The organism is Bacillus sp. WC2503 (assembly GCF_052682895.1).
This window is the reverse complement of record NZ_JBQYMD010000001.1, coordinates 366,638-384,974: the sequence shown is the minus strand read 5'-3', so window position 1 is coordinate 384,974 and position 18,337 is coordinate 366,638. Positions and strand designations below refer to the sequence as shown.

21 protein-coding genes are annotated in these 18,337 nt (G+C 36.0%); 9 read left to right on the top strand and 12 right to left on the bottom strand.

From position 1 onward, the window contains the following. Window positions 1-51: 51 nt before the first annotated feature. The 4 genes from ACUN26_RS02075 to ACUN26_RS02060 all read right to left on the bottom strand — a co-directional run bounded on the left by ACUN26_RS02075 (window position 52) and on the right by ACUN26_RS02060 (window position 2,782). Window positions 52-1,482: a PH domain-containing protein gene (locus ACUN26_RS02075; RefSeq protein WP_000278182.1), complete on the bottom strand. Its 1,431-nt coding sequence runs from the start codon at window positions 1,480-1,482 to the stop codon at window positions 52-54. Continuing rightward, complete coding sequence (locus tag ACUN26_RS02070; RefSeq protein WP_000371350.1) at window positions 1,475-1,951, bottom strand: PH domain-containing protein; 477 nt, start codon at window positions 1,949-1,951, stop codon at window positions 1,475-1,477. Before ACUN26_RS02070 ends, ACUN26_RS02075 begins: the two co-directional genes overlap by 8 nt. A 79-nt stretch (window positions 1,952-2,030) precedes the next feature. Next, window positions 2,031-2,198 carry a hypothetical protein gene (locus tag ACUN26_RS02065; protein ID WP_000783814.1) on the bottom strand — a complete coding sequence of 56 codons (168 nt, stop codon included), beginning with the start codon at window positions 2,196-2,198 and terminating at the stop codon, window positions 2,031-2,033. Between the two features lie 2 nt (window positions 2,199-2,200). Continuing rightward, window positions 2,201-2,782 (bottom strand): TetR/AcrR family transcriptional regulator, encoded by a 582-nt coding sequence (locus ACUN26_RS02060; RefSeq protein ID WP_000164841.1) that lies wholly within the window; start codon window positions 2,780-2,782, stop codon window positions 2,201-2,203. 157 nt (window positions 2,783-2,939) lie between these two features. Here ACUN26_RS02060 and ACUN26_RS02055 point away from each other — a divergent pair, with 157 nt between their 5' ends. Further along, a complete protein-coding gene (locus tag ACUN26_RS02055; protein ID WP_079519487.1) occupies window positions 2,940-3,083 on the top strand; it encodes a YjcZ family sporulation protein in 144 nt (47 codons plus the stop codon). A gap of 40 nt (window positions 3,084-3,123) precedes the next feature. On the opposite strand, the gene ecsC is transcribed toward ACUN26_RS02055, so the two are convergent. Genes ecsC through ecsA form a run of 3 tightly spaced genes read right to left on the bottom strand, consistent with a single transcriptional unit; the run spans window position 3,124 to window position 5,792 of the window. Then, window positions 3,124-3,831 (bottom strand): ecs operon protein EcsC, encoded by a 708-nt coding sequence (ecsC, locus tag ACUN26_RS02050; RefSeq protein WP_000634139.1) that lies wholly within the window; start codon window positions 3,829-3,831, stop codon window positions 3,124-3,126. 13 nt (window positions 3,832-3,844) lie between these two features. Beyond that, window positions 3,845-5,056: an ABC transporter permease gene (locus ACUN26_RS02045; RefSeq protein WP_001089110.1), complete on the bottom strand. Its 1,212-nt coding sequence runs from the start codon at window positions 5,054-5,056 to the stop codon at window positions 3,845-3,847. Then, complete coding sequence (gene ecsA / locus ACUN26_RS02040) at window positions 5,049-5,792, bottom strand: ABC transporter ATP-binding protein EcsA (RefSeq protein WP_001292604.1); 744 nt, start codon at window positions 5,790-5,792, stop codon at window positions 5,049-5,051. Before ecsA ends, ACUN26_RS02045 begins: the two co-directional genes overlap by 8 nt. A gap of 559 nt (window positions 5,793-6,351) precedes the next feature. Here ecsA and ACUN26_RS02035 point away from each other — a divergent pair. From ACUN26_RS02035 to ACUN26_RS02025, 3 genes are all read left to right on the top strand, one after another. Continuing rightward, complete coding sequence (locus tag ACUN26_RS02035; RefSeq protein WP_001016837.1) at window positions 6,352-6,786, top strand: HIT family protein; 435 nt, start codon at window positions 6,352-6,354, stop codon at window positions 6,784-6,786. A 216-nt stretch (window positions 6,787-7,002) separates the two neighbouring features. Continuing rightward, window positions 7,003-7,365: a YtxH domain-containing protein gene (locus tag ACUN26_RS02030; protein WP_000030306.1), complete on the top strand. Its 363-nt coding sequence runs from the start codon at window positions 7,003-7,005 to the stop codon at window positions 7,363-7,365. 297 nt (window positions 7,366-7,662) lie between these two features. Then, window positions 7,663-8,220 carry an HTH-type transcriptional regulator Hpr gene (locus ACUN26_RS02025; protein WP_000834919.1) on the top strand — a complete coding sequence of 186 codons (558 nt, stop codon included), beginning with the start codon at window positions 7,663-7,665 and terminating at the stop codon, window positions 8,218-8,220. 5 nt (window positions 8,221-8,225) lie between these two features. On the opposite strand, the gene ACUN26_RS02020 is transcribed toward ACUN26_RS02025, so the two are convergent. Next, window positions 8,226-8,561, bottom strand: a complete 336-nt coding sequence (locus tag ACUN26_RS02020) for a DUF1878 family protein (protein ID WP_000383648.1) — start codon at window positions 8,559-8,561, stop codon at window positions 8,226-8,228. A gap of 118 nt (window positions 8,562-8,679) precedes the next feature. Between ACUN26_RS02020 and ACUN26_RS02015 the strand changes: the two genes are divergently transcribed. The 4 genes from ACUN26_RS02015 (at window position 8,680) to ACUN26_RS02000 (ending at window position 13,564) form a co-directional block, all read left to right on the top strand. Further along, a complete protein-coding gene (locus tag ACUN26_RS02015; RefSeq protein ID WP_000172690.1) occupies window positions 8,680-8,874 on the top strand; it encodes a hypothetical protein in 195 nt (64 codons plus the stop codon). 424 nt (window positions 8,875-9,298) lie between these two features. Beyond that, window positions 9,299-10,162, top strand: coding sequence for a peptidylprolyl isomerase PrsA (gene prsA / locus ACUN26_RS02010; RefSeq protein ID WP_000710079.1), 864 nt, complete (start codon window positions 9,299-9,301; stop codon window positions 10,160-10,162). Window positions 10,163-10,581: 419 nt separating this feature from the next. Continuing rightward, window positions 10,582-12,915, top strand: coding sequence for an RNA polymerase recycling motor HelD (helD, locus tag ACUN26_RS02005; protein WP_001035450.1), 2,334 nt, complete (start codon window positions 10,582-10,584; stop codon window positions 12,913-12,915). An 85-nt stretch (window positions 12,916-13,000) separates the two neighbouring features. Beyond that, window positions 13,001-13,564 carry a hypothetical protein gene (locus ACUN26_RS02000; RefSeq protein WP_001017091.1) on the top strand — a complete coding sequence of 188 codons (564 nt, stop codon included), beginning with the start codon at window positions 13,001-13,003 and terminating at the stop codon, window positions 13,562-13,564. 110 nt (window positions 13,565-13,674) lie between these two features. On the opposite strand, the gene ACUN26_RS01995 is transcribed toward ACUN26_RS02000, so the two are convergent. Genes ACUN26_RS01995 through ACUN26_RS01985 form a run of 3 tightly spaced genes read right to left on the bottom strand, consistent with a single transcriptional unit; the run spans window position 13,675 to window position 15,890 of the window. Further along, window positions 13,675-14,937: an FtsW/RodA/SpoVE family cell cycle protein gene (locus ACUN26_RS01995; RefSeq protein ID WP_001034607.1), complete on the bottom strand. Its 1,263-nt coding sequence runs from the start codon at window positions 14,935-14,937 to the stop codon at window positions 13,675-13,677. A gap of 7 nt (window positions 14,938-14,944) precedes the next feature. Continuing rightward, complete coding sequence (locus ACUN26_RS01990; RefSeq protein ID WP_000390175.1) at window positions 14,945-15,352, bottom strand: PadR family transcriptional regulator; 408 nt, start codon at window positions 15,350-15,352, stop codon at window positions 14,945-14,947. A 4-nt stretch (window positions 15,353-15,356) separates the two neighbouring features. Further along, window positions 15,357-15,890 carry a sigma-70 family RNA polymerase sigma factor gene (locus ACUN26_RS01985; protein WP_000344000.1) on the bottom strand — a complete coding sequence of 178 codons (534 nt, stop codon included), beginning with the start codon at window positions 15,888-15,890 and terminating at the stop codon, window positions 15,357-15,359. Window positions 15,891-16,169: 279 nt separating this feature from the next. On the opposite strand from ACUN26_RS01985, the gene ACUN26_RS01980 reads away from it, so the two are divergent. Then, entirely contained in the window at window positions 16,170-16,334 is a 165-nt protein-coding gene (locus ACUN26_RS01980) for a hypothetical protein (protein WP_000561154.1), read from the top strand. Window positions 16,335-16,533: 199 nt separating this feature from the next. On the opposite strand, the gene glpD is transcribed toward ACUN26_RS01980, so the two are convergent. Then, window positions 16,534-18,216, bottom strand: a complete 1,683-nt coding sequence (gene glpD / locus ACUN26_RS01975; protein WP_000672820.1) for an aerobic glycerol-3-phosphate dehydrogenase — start codon at window positions 18,214-18,216, stop codon at window positions 16,534-16,536. Between the last annotated feature and the right edge of the window lie 121 nt (window positions 18,217-18,337).

Here is an 18,337-nt window from a genome sequence, read left to right as displayed (position 1 = left end):
TCATTTCTCTATAAAAAAGCCTGCCTATCATACTAGGCAAGCCTTTTTAAACTAATCCTCACTTATTCTCTTCTTATACCAATCCTGCATTCTCTCTGCATCTTCTACTCTCGTATGCTCTAATTTATAATTCGATGATGCACTAGAAAACTTATACGTACATAAGTCTACGCGGCGCTGGAAATATGATTGTGTCTTCTCCATTGATTGGACGTGTCTTCTTCTTACAAGTCCTGTATATTTTCCAATACTACGATACACAAATGTAATTTGTTCTCCGTTTACACCGTAACCATTTGTTTTAAATGTTGCGTATCCAAGTGTAAAGATGAGGATCGCGAGCGGTAATAATGCCCACATGATGTAATACTTTTCAAAGTATATGCTGATTCCTGTCAGCGGAATTGCTAGCATGGCGAAGAAGATGAAACTATCAATGAGATAGCGCCGCAATGCTGCTTTTGGTAATGAAATAATATTTGTATTCAGTTCATATGGTAATTGTAAATGCGTGAGTAACTGTTGCACGCGATCTTTTCGAATGATAGGATGTAGCGTAACTTTTTCTTCTTTTCCTTCACTTTGAATGACTTCTACTTGCACAGCACAATAACCGAATGGTTGGCGTAATATACCTTCTTTTATCGTAATACCTTGAATGCGGTGTAACTTTAATACGAGTTCTTTTTTCTCCAGTAATCCTTGCGAAATACGGACTTCATCATTTTTTCGATTGACTGTGAAATCCCCATGTTTTAACGCATATCCAATTGTAGATATAATCCAAGAAACGACAAGTAAAATAGCTACCATGTAAATCCAGCCATATATATCATGATCCATAACATAAGACTCTACGCTATTTTTGATCCATTTCGGAATATACTCGTCCACTTGGTTATAAACGAAAAATATTAAAGAGAATAATAATCCAAATTGACCAGATGTAACAGACGCTATTAAAATCTCTTTCCACGTTAACTTGTACTCTGTCGTTTGTTTTTCCTCTGTAATAATTTCTTTTTGTACTACTTCTTCTGATGTTTCTTCTACTTTTACTACCGAGGTTGGCTCATTTAACATTGTAATAAGCTTTGTTGCCTCTTCTACCGTAATACCAGCTAAACTAACTTCCGGCTCATTTCCTCCGCCAGCTGTTTCAATTTTAATTTTCTTTAGTCCTAACACTTGGTACAGCATGCCTGAACTTGTATTAATCGTTTGAACACGTTCTTTATTTAAGTAGCTCTCCTTCTTCACAAAGAGCCCTTCTTTAATATGTAATACGTTATTTTCGACCCAATATACTTTGTAGTACCAGCCTACGATAGCTGAAACAATCGTGATTACCGCAAAACCGATAGGAACTAAATACCAAAATGGAAACTTTCCTTTTAAACTAAAAAGAAAAATAATAAATGGTATAAAATCTGTTATTTTTAATTCTAATAACATCGTGATTGGATGCTGCCTCTTATACATCCTCATCACTCACTTTCGCTAATTCTGCGATTTTCGTTTTCAACATTTCTGCCTCATACATCGTTAAACCTGGGATACTATGAGAAGTCGCCGCTGTTGAAATGTGTAATTCTGCTAATCCGTATTTCCTCATAATTGGCCCTTGTTCAATTGTAACGTGCTGCACACGAATCATCGGTACTAATACACGTTTTACGACGAAAAGACCGTGCTGAATTTCAAGTTCTTCTTCATTTAGTTGGTAGCTATAGTAACGTTGACGCAATTTCGGGAATGTAAAGTAATCAAGCGGCGTATATACAATTGTTAATCCGATGAGCACATAAAAAATCCAAGCCCACCAATTAAACTTAATCATAAAGAAAAGATATGCCAAAATGACGATAATACTAATTCCTAACTCAATTAAGGAACGCGTTTTCCACACCTTGACCATGTCAGGGTGAATTTCATTTTTCAATGGATCCATGTAACCACTCCAAATCTAGTAATCTAATATATGAATACTCTCAATCTATATTTTACATAACTTTACAGAAAATTGAAATTTAATTATCTTTCTTCTCTGGAATAAAATATCCGAACCAAAGTAACCAAATGAAACCGATTAACTTCAGCCAACTTCCATCCGCCTGAAAAGCCTCTATCATACCTGGAATTTTATACACTCCAATGAATCCAAGAAAACCGAGCCACCAGTTTTTTTGCATTTTCACTTTTACTCCTCCTTTATGACGTTTTTCACATTTCGAATCCAAATTTCTTTATACTTTAACTGGAATCCCATTAACATGTAGTTGCTCATATTATCGATAACGAGCGCTAACGTATGAGCATTCTCTTCTGTTGCATGTTGTGACACAACGTCAAGTTCTACACCTTGCTTTAATAAATCATGAAAGCCATTTAAAAACTCTTCTTGTATTTCAAATAAACGTTTCTGATACTTTTCATTTCGCGCCGCAGTTACGATAAATTCATTTATGACGCGTAATATACCTTCTTGTCCTTCATACTCAGACAACATATGTAAACCATCTGCAATTAACTTTTTTGCAAAATTTTCTTTCGTATATTGATCTTTATCGAAGTAAGAAGAGAAATGATACCCAGAAAAAATTTCTTCAAATAAAAAATCTACTAACGCTTCTTTAGAAGAAAAATGATAGTAAATGGCCGGTTTTGAAATACCTACCTCTTTCGCAATCATGGAAAGGCTCATTTTCTCAATACCGTGCTCTGCCATAAGTTTAAATGACGCCTCTACAATGTTCTGCGATGTTTGTAAATTCTTTGTCATACTGTACCTCACTTGTTTTTACTTACCGGTCGGTAAGTAAATTATAAAATGAAACGAAATGATTTTCAAGTTAGTTAGCACTTTAGAAGGGGGGTTATTGGTAAATGTAGAAAAACATAAAGTAAAAGCAATATATAACAATAAGGAGGATGTTCATATGGGACTTGGTGGTAAAGGCGGTAGCGGCGGAACTGGCGGCGGTGAAGCTGGACAAGCTGGTAAGAGCGGATTTCCATTCATCATTGTACTCTTTATCGTATTAATTATAGTTGGAGCTAGCTATAGTGGACTTGGCTTCTAAGAAAAGGCGTCCTACATTACACATGTAGGACGCCTTCTTTTTAATCCCTATTCAACAATCGCATACGATAACAATTCATCGTCACTTCTCCAAGTCTTTGCAGTAATTGATAGTTCGCATATGCGCCGACCGGGGCACCGATTATCGGTACGAGCTGAAGCATTTTTGCTAAATCGATATAGTCTCGGTACTCTGTTTGGAACTTTTCCCAGTCCATATGATTTTCTTCTTCTGTATCCCACGTTTCGATGGCTTTCCATATTTCTTTTCGATGATCATCACTTGAAAAGGCGAGTTGGAAAACGTGAAGGATAAAAAGGCGCTCTTCTTTGTTACTCGTATCAAATCCGTACAACGTTGCTGCATCGAATAAAAATTTAATTTTAATGCCGAGTAAAAGCGGAAAGTCAGCAAGGCCAAGGAGAATACCACCAGCTCCAGTCCCAGCCCCTTCCGCCGCTGCTATTTTTTTGTACTCATCCATTTTTTTGCGTACTTCATCGTCACGTCTTTGCAGTGACCATGTCGTCTCTTTTAATTTCGGCTTTATAAAGTTTGATCCGGCGCTGATCGTTTGCACCATCATACGAATCGTCTCTGTTAACACCTTTTGTACTTTCGCCGGAATGAGCTGTTGTACTTTCGTCTGCACTTTTTTGGAGAACCGTGTCATCATAGAAGAATCTTTCATGAATGTAGCTTTCCACTGCTCCAATTCTTTTATAACCTTCTCTTCATATGTAATCATAGGTTCATTCCTTTCAATTTAAACGCTCAATGCGCTTCGCCCCGTATTGGTAAACGAAACCGATACTAAATAATATGCTTACGATAAGTAAAATTCCTGTCATCATGAAATCTTTCGTTGCTAGTGCAAATATAACTGTAAAGATTACGCTCCCGATGATTAGAATCGCGTTTAATAAAGTAAGAAAATCTTTCTTCTTTTCATCTACCTTTACTGGATACAAATCAAGCCAAATTTTCATGCGGTGATGTTTCCATAAAGTTAATAGCTGATAGCCGATTAAGTATAGGAAGATAAAACTCACGATGAATCGTCCATATAAAAATGGAATGAAGTAAAGAATAACTCCTCCAAGAGCGAGCAAACGCACATATAATCCAAAATAGTTACCTGATCTTAAAAATGTTCTCGTATATAAGTATAAATATGTACGCTTTTCGCCGATTATCGAAAGAATGAAATCAAGCCATTTCTTGCGGGATACTCTCTCTTTTAATGCTGGTACATCAACGAACATATTCGCAATGCGGTACAGTAACATCATCTTTTTACCTTCTTCAGAAATTAAATACTCCCAGTTCAGTGGCTTCCCTTTCACCATTTGATGCATGATAGCAAGGTATAACACCATGAATAGAATAATTCCGCCAATAAAAAGAACTGAAGTACGTTCTACAAGGAAATATACAAATAAACCGTTTAAGATAAAACGTATGAACCAATCCGCCTTTTGTACATTTTGATCTGTTAAAAAGGACTTTTCCCACGCTATAAATAAATTCCAAGCTTTCACAATAACAAACGCGATTACAATCCATATGTAAGCCGCTCCTGTTTGCTTCATTTGCTGGAAGTATAACGGGGCAAGCGCAGCTGCTACGATTGCGATTATGTATAACTGAATCATAAACGTAAAGAGAAAGGCCTTTGTGAAGTAAGGCTTTAGCTTCTCTTCAACTGGCAGTAAGTAAACAAGGTCTGCTTCTTTTAATAACGTTTGCATTGATCCAGCTGTTAAAACTAGTCCAATTAACACTGCCATCACGAGCGCAGTTGGAAACGAAGGTGTTAACGTTTGTAACCATTGTTGGTAATAATACGCTCCCGCACCAATGATAAACACGAAAATAAATTTCAAATGATCGTTAAATACGTATTTACTATATGTACGAACTTCTTTTAGAAAGTGACGAAATCGTTCTTTCCATAATGCTGTACTATTCATAATCTTCTTCCTTTGTTAAGGCAATATAAATATCATCTAACGTTGCACCTGGCATATTAAACTGTGATTGCAGTTCAGATAATGTTCCCATCGCTCTTACTTCGCCTTGATGTAAAATAATGAACGAATCACAATAACGTTCTGCCGTCGCTAAAATATGTGTACTCATTAAAATACCTGCGCCGCTCTTTTTCATTTGATCCATCATTTGAAGTAGAGATTGAATTGCTAACGGATCCAGTCCAACGAAAGGTTCGTCTACTATGTAAAGAGATGGCTCCACTAAAAATGCACTCATAATCATTACCTTTTGTTTCATCCCTTTTGAGAAATGAGATGGAAACCATTTTAAACGATTTTTCATACGAAATTCTTGTAATAGTTGTCCTACACGTTCTTCGTACTGTTTTTCATCGACACCGTACGCCATCGCTGTTAATTTCAAATGCTCTTCTAGCGTTAGCTCATCATATAATACCGGTGTTTCTGGAATGAATGAAAAGCTAGAACGGTACGCTGTCATATCATCACGAATTGTTTTCCCATTAATTGTGACAGTTCCTTTTTTCGGTTCCATTAAACCGATAATATGTTTAATCGTCGTACTTTTACCAGCCCCATTTAAACCGATTAAGCCGACAAGTTCGCCTTTATTAACAGAGAACGAAACGTCTTTTAATACAGGTCGTTTCGTATATCCTCCTGTAACATTTTCTACACGCAATAACTCGCTCATACGACACCACTTTCTTCATTAGTATTCATTCTATATTCATCTTACCAAAAATTGCGCTGTACTACATAGTATCGATGTGTTCAAAAAAAATTTAAATTTGTTAGCATATATTTTTACGAAAGCGGACATCATAATTAGTGAAGAAGGAACACATTGAAAAAGCAACCACCAATTGATGAGTATAACAACATAGTGAAGTCATCATGAAATGGGGTGTCCATGTTGGACAATGAAATTTACACATAACCAGATTATTTGTTTCATTTTCGAAACGGGGTGTCTCCGAAAGAGCATATACTGTTTTAAAAAATAAACAATTTCATTTTAAAAAGATTGCAATTCATTTCACTTGAAAATGGGGTGTCTACGGCAGAAACTTTAGCCGATTTACCATGCATTTCTTAAATAAATGGGGTGTCTGCGAAACGTAAATTACGATAATGCTTTTTCAATCCCTCTTCAGAAAACAGGAAGCTGACTCAGCTTCCTGTTTTTCGTGTTTGTTCTCTTATGTAATTATGGTAAAATACGGCTAAGGATATTTGAAAGGATGAGATCAATGAATCATACAGCAGACAATTGTATTTTTTGTAAAATCATTGACGGGCAAATCCCTTGCTCAAAAGTATACGAAGATGAACATGTGCTTGCATTTTTAGATATTAGTCAAGTAACAAAAGGACATACTCTTGTTATTCCGAAAGTTCACAAACAAGACATTTTTGCGTTAACGCCAGAAATCGCATCACACATTTTTTCTGTCGTTCCAAAAATCGCAAATGCGATTAAAGCAGAGTTTAATCCAGTTGGCTTTAACCTACTTAACAATAACGGTGAAAAAGCTGGACAAACTGTGTTCCACTTCCACCTTCATTTAATTCCACGCTACGGTGAAAACGATGGTTTCGGTGCCGTTTGGAAATCACACCAAAATGAATATACAATGGAAAATTTACAAAACATCGCAAACACAATTGCAAATAGTGTGAAATAGTGACACTATAAGAAGACGTAATACATAAAACAAGCCAATTCCCCGAAGTAATTACATATTGCAAGGCTTGTTTCTTCACTCCATATACCGGGGTATACTTTTCTGTGCATAGCGCACTTACAAGAAGGAAAAGTTCTCTTTTCTTTCTCTTGTTTTAAAGATATGCATACTATTTCACATCATGAATACGAACGAAAAATAAGGAGGTCTCTTTTTATGTCAAAAGCTAAATCCTTTATTACAGGTGTCCTTTGCGGCGGAGCAGTTGCTGGATTAGCAGTTCTTTTCTCTACTCCTTCTTCTGGCAAAGCCATGCGCGGCAAGTTAAAAGAAAAAGGAAATGATATTAAAAAGACTTTAGCTGATATTACAGCTGATACAAAGTTATTAAAGCGTCAAATCGTTGAAACTGCTTCAGAAGGTAAAGAAGTGTTTCAAGAATTAAAAGACGACATGCAAGACACGCTTTCTAACTGGAAACAAGATATTTCTCAAAACAAGCGCCATATTGAAAAAGAAATTTTGGACATTCAAAAGTCAATTGAGAAACTACAAGAAGCTGTTCCAGAAAAAGCGTAAACAAATTCCTGCTTAGTTTTTGCATATAACAAATATTTTTTATATAAATTGACCTTAACACGGCATATCACATAGATATGCCGTGTTTTTATGCATTTACAATATATGTTAGCCGTTAACATGTAAGGACAACACATGTACTCACGACTCATAAACCGCTTCCATAGTTATGCATGATTTGTATAGAATGTCATTTTTTTAAAAAATTTTCACAATTCTCACAAAAAGACTTTATTAATTTTTATTTTACTGGCATAATAGATAGTAATGAAAAAGAATGTTAAAGTGGGTGAGTAAATGAAAAGTGGAGAAAAAGATTACTCGGTAAAAGAAGCGATGATTTTCAGCCAACGCATTGCTCAATTATCGAAAGCGTTATGGAAATGTGTAGAGAAAGATTGGCAAATGTGGATTAAACCTTACGATTTAAATATTAATGAGCATCATATTTTAACAATCGCTTATCATTTAAAAGGGGCTTCTATTTCTGAGATTGCTAAGTTTGGAGTTATGCACGTATCAACGGCGTTTAACTTCTCGAAAAAGCTTGAGGAACGCGGCTATCTTGTATTCTCGAAAAAAGAAGATGATAAACGAAATACGTACATTGAAATTACAGATAAAGGGGAAGAATTACTACTTCGCTTAATGGAGGAGTATGACCCTGAAAGTAATTCAGTGTTTAATGGGGCTCTTGCACTTCGTAATTTTTATGGGAAGTTCCCAGAAAATATCGAGCTGATTGCTATCTTGCGCAATATTTACGGACAAGACTTCATCGATATTTTTGAGAAATCATTAGAAGATATTGAGGAGAATTTTACGGAATCCGATCAGAAGTTAGTTAAGAAATAATCTATTTATTTTTTCGCACTCATGCGTAAGAATTCATTCATAAGTGGGTTAAATAAACCTTGTTTTGCTAGCGCTTCCGCAGTTTCGTTTACTTCGAGCTGATGTGGAAGCGCTTTTTCAAATTGATCTAACAGCGCATCGAACAATAAAAGGCCTTCTGCTTTCTCCGCTACATATTGTTCGTTCAATGTTTCACAAAGTTTCAGTATACGTTCAATATCTTTTTTACGGGCTTTTTTCTTTATGATTAAAGAATAAAATGGACACTTTTCTTCATCAATCATTTTAAATAGTAGGTCTACGTAGTATTCAGCTTGTTCTAATCTTCTAACAACGTCCATTTTCTCCCTCACTTTCTAACACAAAGTCTTCTATTTCTGAATTTTATAACACGAACAAAATATCGTATGATACAATATATAAAGTATATGTATTTTAGCCAAAAGGAGGTCTCGCCTCATGACACTTATAACAGTTGTTTTTGTCGCATTCGCACTTCTTGTTATATTTTACACGAATTTCATGACACATACACTGTGTGAACGAAAACAAATAGCTGCGAGCCGCCAGCCCGGTGTCTTTCGGGTTATTAATGTATGTATAACAATTTTATTAATTTCTAGTTATATAGAAATTATATTTCATGGAAAGTGAGGAAGGAAAGCCCCTTCCTCACTTTTTTCCTCTATAAGCAAATTATACCTACTATAACCAATAAAATAAACAGTACAAGTAATAAAATAAGTTGAGAATTCATCCCCATCCCCTCCTCTATTCTGTATATGCGGCATCCGCCCAATATGGCACACTTTCAAAATCTGACACGATATGGTTAATTTTTCTTTATCAATATGAAAACGAGTCGAAATATGATATATTAAACTTTGTACATATTGCTTATACTATAGAACAAATAACATCCATCAAAACTTTATCCTCAGCCTCGGTAAGCCCTGTTAAGCGCGCTTTAACAATATAAAAAGCAAAAGTATCAGTGAGACTTAATCGGGCTCTTATGAACTTAAGTTCATTGGTGTAGGATAAATTAAAAATACATAATAGTAGGAGTGTTTATTGAATGAAGAAAGCTATGCTTGCCTTAGCCGCAACAAGTGTAATCGCATTATCAGCATGTGGAACATCATCATCAGACAAAGTTGTTACTTCTAAAGCTGGTGATATTACGAAAGAAGATTTCTACAATGAAATGAAGCAAAAAGCTGGTAGCCAAGTCTTACAAGGTATGGTTATGGAAAAAGTACTTATCAAAAACTACAAAGTAGACGACAAAGAAGTAGATAAAAAGCTCGATGAAACGAAAAAACAAGTTGGTGATCAATTCGATACACTGTTAAAACAACAAGGTATGAAAGAAGAAACATTTAAAAATATGTTACGTGCTCAATTAGCTCAAGAAAAAGCAATTGAAAAAACAATCACTGATAAAGAACTAAAAGAAAACTACAAACCTGAAATTAAAGCAAGCCACATTCTTGTAAAAGATGAAGCTACTGCGAAGAAAGTTAAAGAAGAACTTGGACAAGGTAAATCTTTCGAAGAGTTAGCGAAACAATACTCTGAAGATACTGGTTCAAAAGAAAAAGGCGGAGACTTAGGATTCTTCGAACATGGTAAAATGGTTAAAGAATTCGAAGATGCTGCTTATAAACTGAAAAAAGATGAAGTAAGCGAACCTGTAAAAACACAATTCGGTTACCACATCATTAAAGTTACAGACATTAAAGAGCCAGAAAAATCATTCGAACAATCTAAAGCTGACATCAAAAAAGAACTAATTGCGAAGAAAATGCAAGATGGCGCATTCATGAACGATCTTATGATGAAAGAAATCAAAAAAGCTGACGTAAAAGTTGACGATAAAGATTTGAAAGATCTTTTCGAAGAGAAAAAAGCTGACGAGAAAAAAGAAGAAAAGAAATAATGAAATAAAAAGCTCGGGCTTAGGCCTGAGCTTTTTTGTATACCCTCTTCTCTCGGGAGTTATATCCAGATTCGGTAAATGAAATTATATAGTTGGTCCTCTGAATGAATTATATCAGCGATTTTTCAAATATATCGACCGCAACTTCAATTATATCAGCGATTTTCGAAATATATCGACTTACCGACAAAAAACGACAACAAGCGTGACTCCCTCTACAAAAACAAAAAAACCTTGATCCACGTAGCATGGAACCAAGGTTTATCTTATTATCATTGATTAAATGAAAAAACTATGTTAAATTAGTACAGAAACACATTTTATAAAACGCAAAGAACGTATTTATCCGTATCTTAATTGTACACCAAAACACATCTTCAGTCAACCTCTATTTTTCACTTTTAAAGGAGTGCTACCGTATGAACAAAAAACTTGATCTAGAGCAAAAAAGATTGGATACCGTAATCGAAACGATTACGCAGCAAATTGATAAACTGGAAAACGAAACTGGCAGACGCCGGGCAGAAGTAATCCATATTCGTAAACATTTCTGGGATGACGTGAAAGTGAATACTGATACTTTTGATGATTATCTTGAAACAGTTATCAACTTAAGGCAACAAGCTCAGTCCCTTGCTGTAACACAAATTACACATAAGCACACTTTCAATCGACTCGCTGCACTGAGACGTATGCATAAAGCCCCTTACTTCGGACGCATTGATTTTACAGAAGAAGGTGAACCTGCCGCAGAGGAAATTTATATCGGCGTCGCTACGCTTACCGATGCTAGCGGAGAAAACTTCCTCATATACGACTGGCGCGCACCTATTTCGAGCGTTTATTACGACTATCCACCAGGACCAGCTGAATACAAAACACCAGGAGGCGTAGTTCGCGGTAATGTGGAGAAAAAATTACAGTACATTATTCAAAATGGCGAGATTGATTCTATGTTCGATACGAGCCTTACAATTGGCGATGAAATTCTGCAACAGGCGCTTGGAAAAGGTACGAATAAACATATGCAAAGTATCGTCGCTACGATTCAGCGCGAGCAAAATGAAATTATTCGTCACGATGAAGGCCGACTCCTTATCGTGCAAGGAGCTGCTGGTAGTGGTAAAACGTCAGCTGCCCTGCAACGTATTGCCTATTTACTATATAAATATCGCGAATGGCTAAAAGCGGACCAAATTATTCTCTTCTCCCCTAACTCTATGTTCAACAGTTACGTATCTAACGTACTGCCAGAACTCGGCGAAGAAAATATGCAGCAAGTCACATTCCAAGAATATTTAAACCATAGACTAAGTAAATCGTTTGATGTTGAAGATCCTTATGAACAACTAGAATATATGCTAACTGAAACGAATAGCCCTGCTTATAAAACGAGAAATGCGAGCATTCGATTTAAAGCATCTACTCAATTTTTCGAGATGATTAGAGCGTACAGACAATCTCTTGAATCTTCAGGCATGCTATTTAGAGGAATGAAATTTAGAGGGAAATTGATTGCCTCTGCTAAAGAAATTACAGAGCAATTTTATAATACGGATTCCTCCCTCCGCTTCCATAATAGAATCGAGAAGTTAACAGATTGGCTAAACAAACAAATAGACGCAATCGAAAAAACAGAACTGAAAAAGCCATGGGTAGAAGAAGAAATTGAATTACTTAGTAAAGATGAATATCAAAAAGCTTATAAATACTTACAGAAAAAAGGCGAGTTTGAAGATAACTCCTTTAATGATTATGAGAAAGAAACGAAAGTACTTGGACGTATGATTGTCCGTAAAAAATTGAAGCCGTTACGTAAAGGCGTTCAAACATTACGTTTCATCAATTTTACAGGCATATATAAACAACTCTTCACAGATGCATCATGGGTTACTGGAGAAAAACCGAAAGAATGGGACGACATTTGCTCATTAACTGTGAACATGCTTGATGAAGGAAAATTATATTACGAGGATGCGACTCCATTTTTACTTTTAAAAGAACTAATTGAAGGCTTCCAAACGAATAGATCGATTAAACACGTACTCGTAGACGAAGCGCAAGACTATTCTCCGTTTCAGTTCGAGTTTTTAAAACGTCTCTTCCCTGCCGCAAAAATGACAGTGCTCGGAGACTTTAACCAAGCGATATTTGCCCATGCGAGTGAAACAGTGAACTTCAATACACTTACTAGCTTATACGGACCCGATGAAACAAATGGCATCAACTTAACTCGTAGCTATCGTTCCACAAAACCGATTATTGAATTTACACGCGCTCTCGTACCGGAAGGAAAAAACATTAACGCATTTGAACGTGACGGTGAGAAGCCTACAGTAACGAAAGTAGCGAATGATATCGAACTGCACGACTGTATTTCTTCCAAAGTTGCTGAACTTCAAAAACAACAGCATAATACAATCGCAATTATATGTAAATCCGCAGTTGAAAGTGCCGCTGCCTACGAAGCACTTAATCATATCGAGAATATTAAACTCGTGAAAAGTAACTCCGCCGAGTATGAGCAAGGTATTGTCGTGATCCCGGCTTACTTAGCGAAGGGTATCGAATTTGACGCTGTTATTATTTATAATGCTTCTAAAGATGTGTACAGTGATGAGAGCGTTCGTAGATTGTTTTACACTGCTTGTACGCGAGCTATGCATGAATTACAACTTTATAGCGTTGGCGAGGTTAGTCCTTTTATACTCGGGGCTGCTTCAGAGAGCTTTGAACTTATTACAACACCTTGATACGAATCAAGGTGTTTCTTTTTTATGCAGGATTTACAACTTTAAAATAGAATATATCATTTTAGAAAAAATAAGGAGTGGAAAAATGAATCATTATTTCATTGCTATTTATGACGGTGAGTTTCCTACCGAAAAATTACATACCATTTTACAATTGAACCCCACTTTTATTGATTTAAACGTCCGCACCATTTCAATTTCATCACCAACACTTTTCACATTAGTAGTTGGAGAAGAAAACGATGCACTCACAACTGGACTTACAGATAAATACCACTTATTAACGAAGGAATTACAAGCACTTGAGCAGCAAGAAAAGTACTACTACGTATACGATTATAAAATTAGAAAGACCATCGAGAATCCTACCGAAAAATGCTTTCCATTAGCAAAAATCAATATAAACGTTACGAATTTCCATCAGATGATTCAAAAAGTAAAAGATTTAAAATACCCTGTATTTGCAGGGTATAAAATCATTTCTCATGATTCGGATATACTGACAATTGATGTACTTCTTTCTTCTCATTTATTAGATCCTAACACTTCTGAAAAAGATGCGGAAGAATACGCCTATTTACAACAACTAGCTGAATCAATCTCTCGTTCTGAATTATGTACTTCTATAAAAGCAAGTGCACTTATTTAAACACGAAAAGAGGGTTATTTATCATAACCCTCTTTTGCTATCTATTTACGTTTGTACTTAATCAAAATAGTGAATTCTTTTTACATATAACAAAAACACCTTGATCATCATCAAGGTGTCCTCTTCATTCTAAATGACATACCCTTACGGCGATATACACTTAGTACGATTCCCATTAAAAGCGCATGAAATACAGTTGGTGTTAATCCATAACTAATAAAAGGTAAGGATATAGCAGTAATCGGTAATAAACCTAAAATCATACCAACGTTATAAAGGAATTGCACTACGAAAAGAGTCATGCCTCCAATGAGAAGCAATTTACCATACCGGTCATTTATTTTATAAGATATGACCACTAACCTTACTACAAAAAGAGAAAGGATCAAGACAAGGATTAACGCAAGCACATATCCATAATAGTAAGTCAAACTTGCAAATACAAAATCAGTATGGGCAGCAGGGATTGGCTTTATATTTTCAGATGCGCCAAACCAACCTGTTGAAGACATTACCTCTTTTAAAAGTATATACATAAATCCTTCGCCACCTGCATCATGCCCAGGATTTAAATACCCTAAAATTCTATCTACTTGATATTCTTTTACTGAGAATAAACCAACGAGAGTAAATAAACAAATTGTTACAACAGTAATAACCAATGCCTTTTTCTTCCCTAATTTACTCCACCAAAGCATAACGAATACCATCGTGATATAGATAAAAATTGGCGAAAGCATCGATATGGTTAAAAATAAATATAAAGAAAATAAATATAAAATTAGAAGATGCCTAATCTTTAACCTACCGTTATTGAAAAAAGAAGCCCAGGCTAATAGAAAGAATGGTACTGCCATTAAGCATCCAGTGGCAACGGGATCAATTTTTATTAACGCTTCTCCATTCATTAAATCATTTGAAAAATACCTTGGCAGTACCAAAGTGAGTACCCCAATTGTATAAAACAACCATCCAAATCTCTCTAACTTCCGATAATCAATCAGCATCATCCCTACAGCTGTTGCAACACCGAGAATAACAAAAATCACCTTATTCATTAGTAAATCATTTGTATGTCCAAAAGCTAAAACAGGCAAGAACCCTAATCCCATCGCAATTACTAATAAACTTATAAGGAACCAGTCAACCTTTGGCTTATGCAGTTTGTTAAGCTCTTGCCCAAGTTTAATCGGACTTCCCATTTGTTCAACAGCCTTATCTTCAGCAACTTCCTCACTTAACCCTTTATCCATCCACATATTCTTCGTCTGTTTCAAGTGAAAGTTTAGTTCAGTTGCAACTAAGTCCTTCGCTTCTTTTGATTTAATATGGTTCGTAACTTCTTTTAAAAAATGCTCCCCTTTTTTATTCAATTTTTTCTCACTCCTGTACTAATCCTTTTAATATAAATCGTGCCTTCGTAGCATTCTTCTCTGCTTTTCGCAGCATCTTGTTTCCTTTATCATTTAATTGATAATATTTAGCTCCTTCGTAATCCCAGCTAGATTGGATAAAGCAATTCTGTTCTAGACGATGTAATAAAGTGTATAGAGATCCTTCATCACCTTCGAATTTTTGAATTCCTCTCCCACGTAGTAACTGCATCAATTCATAACCTGTTTTTTCATTCATAAGAAGTTGCAACACTGCTAAAAGGATATCTTCTTCCTTTTCGGACGATTGATTGATTTTTTCGCGTACCCGCTTTCGATGCTGATCAGAAAAACTCAAATGTTTAAAAGTTGTATTCTCCATTGATTTTCGCAAGCCTTTTAATCGATCTTCCATTTGATTATTCCTCCAATCCTTCCTTCAATAGTTCCTTCGCTTTTTTCAGTCTTGTTTTTATCGTGTTTTCCTTCACTTCTATTACCTTAGCAATCTCTTTAATTGATAATTCTTCATAATAAAATAGATAAATTATTTCTCGATATTTTATCGGTAAATTCATTACTGCAGAAGCAAGCCTACTATCCTCTGCATTTTGAATAACAGTTTGTTCCACACTTTCTTTTTGACTCTCCATATACGTAAAGTCATCCTCTGTAACGATAACTCTTTTGTTATACCAACTTTTTAAATAGTCCTTACAATGATTAATCGCAATTCTCCATAACCATGTTTTCACATTCGAATTTCCTTTATATGTATGAAGAGATTTATAGCATTTCACAAATATATCTTGCGTTAAATCCTCCGCAACCTCTTTATTATTCACATATGAATACACAAGCTGCAGGACTTCTTGTCCATACTTGTTCATTATTTCGTCGATAAGGTCCTCCTTATCTTCTATTTCAAACGCTTCTATCGTTAATTCATCCACATCATTTCCTCCTTCCCATATATTAGACGACGCACTGTATGGAAAAGTTTTATAAATTCATAAAAAAATACGGCTGGCAATGTCCATACCGTTTTTTATGAATTTTTATTTGCTTATTGTCCCCACGCACTAATGCTCTGCTTAAAGACAGGAATTTTCATCCATATATCTTGTTCCCTATTTTAAAACATAATACAATTAAAATGTAACTTAATAAGCTATAACTAGTAGGTGTGGTAATCATCTCTTCCATTTTGAAAAAAGGGGGGAGGTGATAAAATGATCGCGATGTTTGTAATCAAATTAGTGTATGGTATCCTAACCGGAGCTGGCGTTGTCATCGGTAGAAGATACGTCGGTCCGTGGCTAATTTCTGTATACAAAAAAGCGAGAACCACCCTGCTTCGTGGAAAAGGTAAGGGCGGTTCTCGGCTAAAACGTTAATGTAATTGTCTTATAACCGCACCTACTACCACCACAATAGCAAGTTAGGTTACAAAGGCAGAAGTTTCTCAGGCTTCTGTCTTCTTTATTTTATGCAAAATCCATACTATATACTCTATCATCATTGTAACACATTTTATTTATTTTTAGTCAAGAGAAAAAACCACCTAAAGGGCTCCCCTTCAGGTGGTTCTCTATTTTACGCTAACGCAGCTGCCTGTTCTTGTTGATCTACAGGAATTACAGCGTCTGTTAATGCTTTTTCTAGTTCAGCTGTATATTTCATTTGTTCTTCTTTGCTCCAGCCTAGTTTCGCAGCCATGTAGTTGATTACTGCTTCTTTCCACTCGTATACCCAGTGGATGTTGAAGAATACAGCACCTCTGCGGCGTACGAAGAAGTCTACCGGTTTTGCTGTCATTTCGTAATCCATTGCGTATACAAGTGGGATTAGAACGTCAAGCGGCATGTTATATTCTTTCGCTTCGTCTTTATGTTTTTTCGCTAAGTCGAATAGTACGTCAACGTTAGAGCCGTAGAATTTCGCGAACTCTTCTGCTTGCGCTTTCGTTAAACCAGATTTCGTACCTTCGTCTGCTTTTTTCGCAACGAATGCTGGGAATCCGTGTGAACCATCTACATGTCCACCAGAGATTGGCATATGTTTCGTGTCACTCTTCGGATATGCACTATGACCTTCTTTTTGTAGTAAGTTTGTTACGTAGTCTACTACCATTTCAGCCATTTTGCGGTATCCTGTTAATTTACCACCAGCGATTGTAATTAAACCAGATTCAGAAGTCCAAATTTCATCTTTACGAGAAATTTCAGATGCATTTTTACCTTCTTCATAAATTAATGGACGTACACCAGCCCAGCTTGATTCAACATCTTTTTCCGTAATTTTCACGCTTGGGAACATGTAGTTAATCGCATTAATAATGTATGTGCGATCTTCTGTTGTCATGTGTGGTACAGCTGCATCTTTATCATAGAACGTATCTGTTGTACCTACGTATGTTTTTCCGCCACGAGGAATCGCGAACACCATACGTTTATCTGGTGTATCGAAGTAAATTGCTTGACCTAATGGGAAACGTTTTTGATCAATTACTAAGTGAACACCTTTTGATAACTGAAGTACTTTTCCTTTTTTCGAGTTATCTTTTTCACGAAGTGTATCTACCCAAGGACCAGCTGCGTTTACAATTTTCTTACCGTAAACTTCGTACACTTCTCCGTCTAGTAAATCGATTACACGTACACCGCATACTTTTCCATCTTTATATAAGAAACTGTCTACTTTTGCGTAGTTAACAGCTTTCGCACCATGCTCAATTGCTTCTTTCATTACTTCAATTGTAAGACGCGCATCGTCTGTACGATATTCTACGTAGTAACCGCCGCCTTTTAATCCTTCTTTTTTCACAAGAGGCTCTTTGTTTAATGTTTCTTCACGGTTAAACATTTTTCTGCGCTCGCTTCGTTTTACACCTGCTAAGAAGTCGTATACACGAAGACCAATTGATGTACTGAATGATCCGAACGTACCGCCTGTATGGAACGGAAGTAACATCCACTCTGGTGTTGTTACATGGGGACCGTTCTCATATACGATCGCACGCTCTTTCCCCACCTCTGCTACCATTTTCACTTCAAGTTGTTTTAAATAACGTAGACCACCGTGTACAAGTTTCGTAGAACGACTTGATGTACCTGCTGCAAAGTCCTGCATTTCAAACACAATTGTTGATAACCCGCGTGTTGCCCCATCTAATGCAATACCAGAACCAGTAATACCTCCACCAATTACGATCACATCTAACTCTTGTTTATTTACTCCGTTTAATACGTCTTTACGTTGTTTACTTGAAAATTTCATGGTAATTCCTCCCTTTGATAACGAAAAAAGAGACCACGAACTCCGCTATAGATTTCGCCTCTATAGCGTGTTGTGGTCTCTCCAAATCTCCTACCGAATTATTAACTTGTCATCATTATAA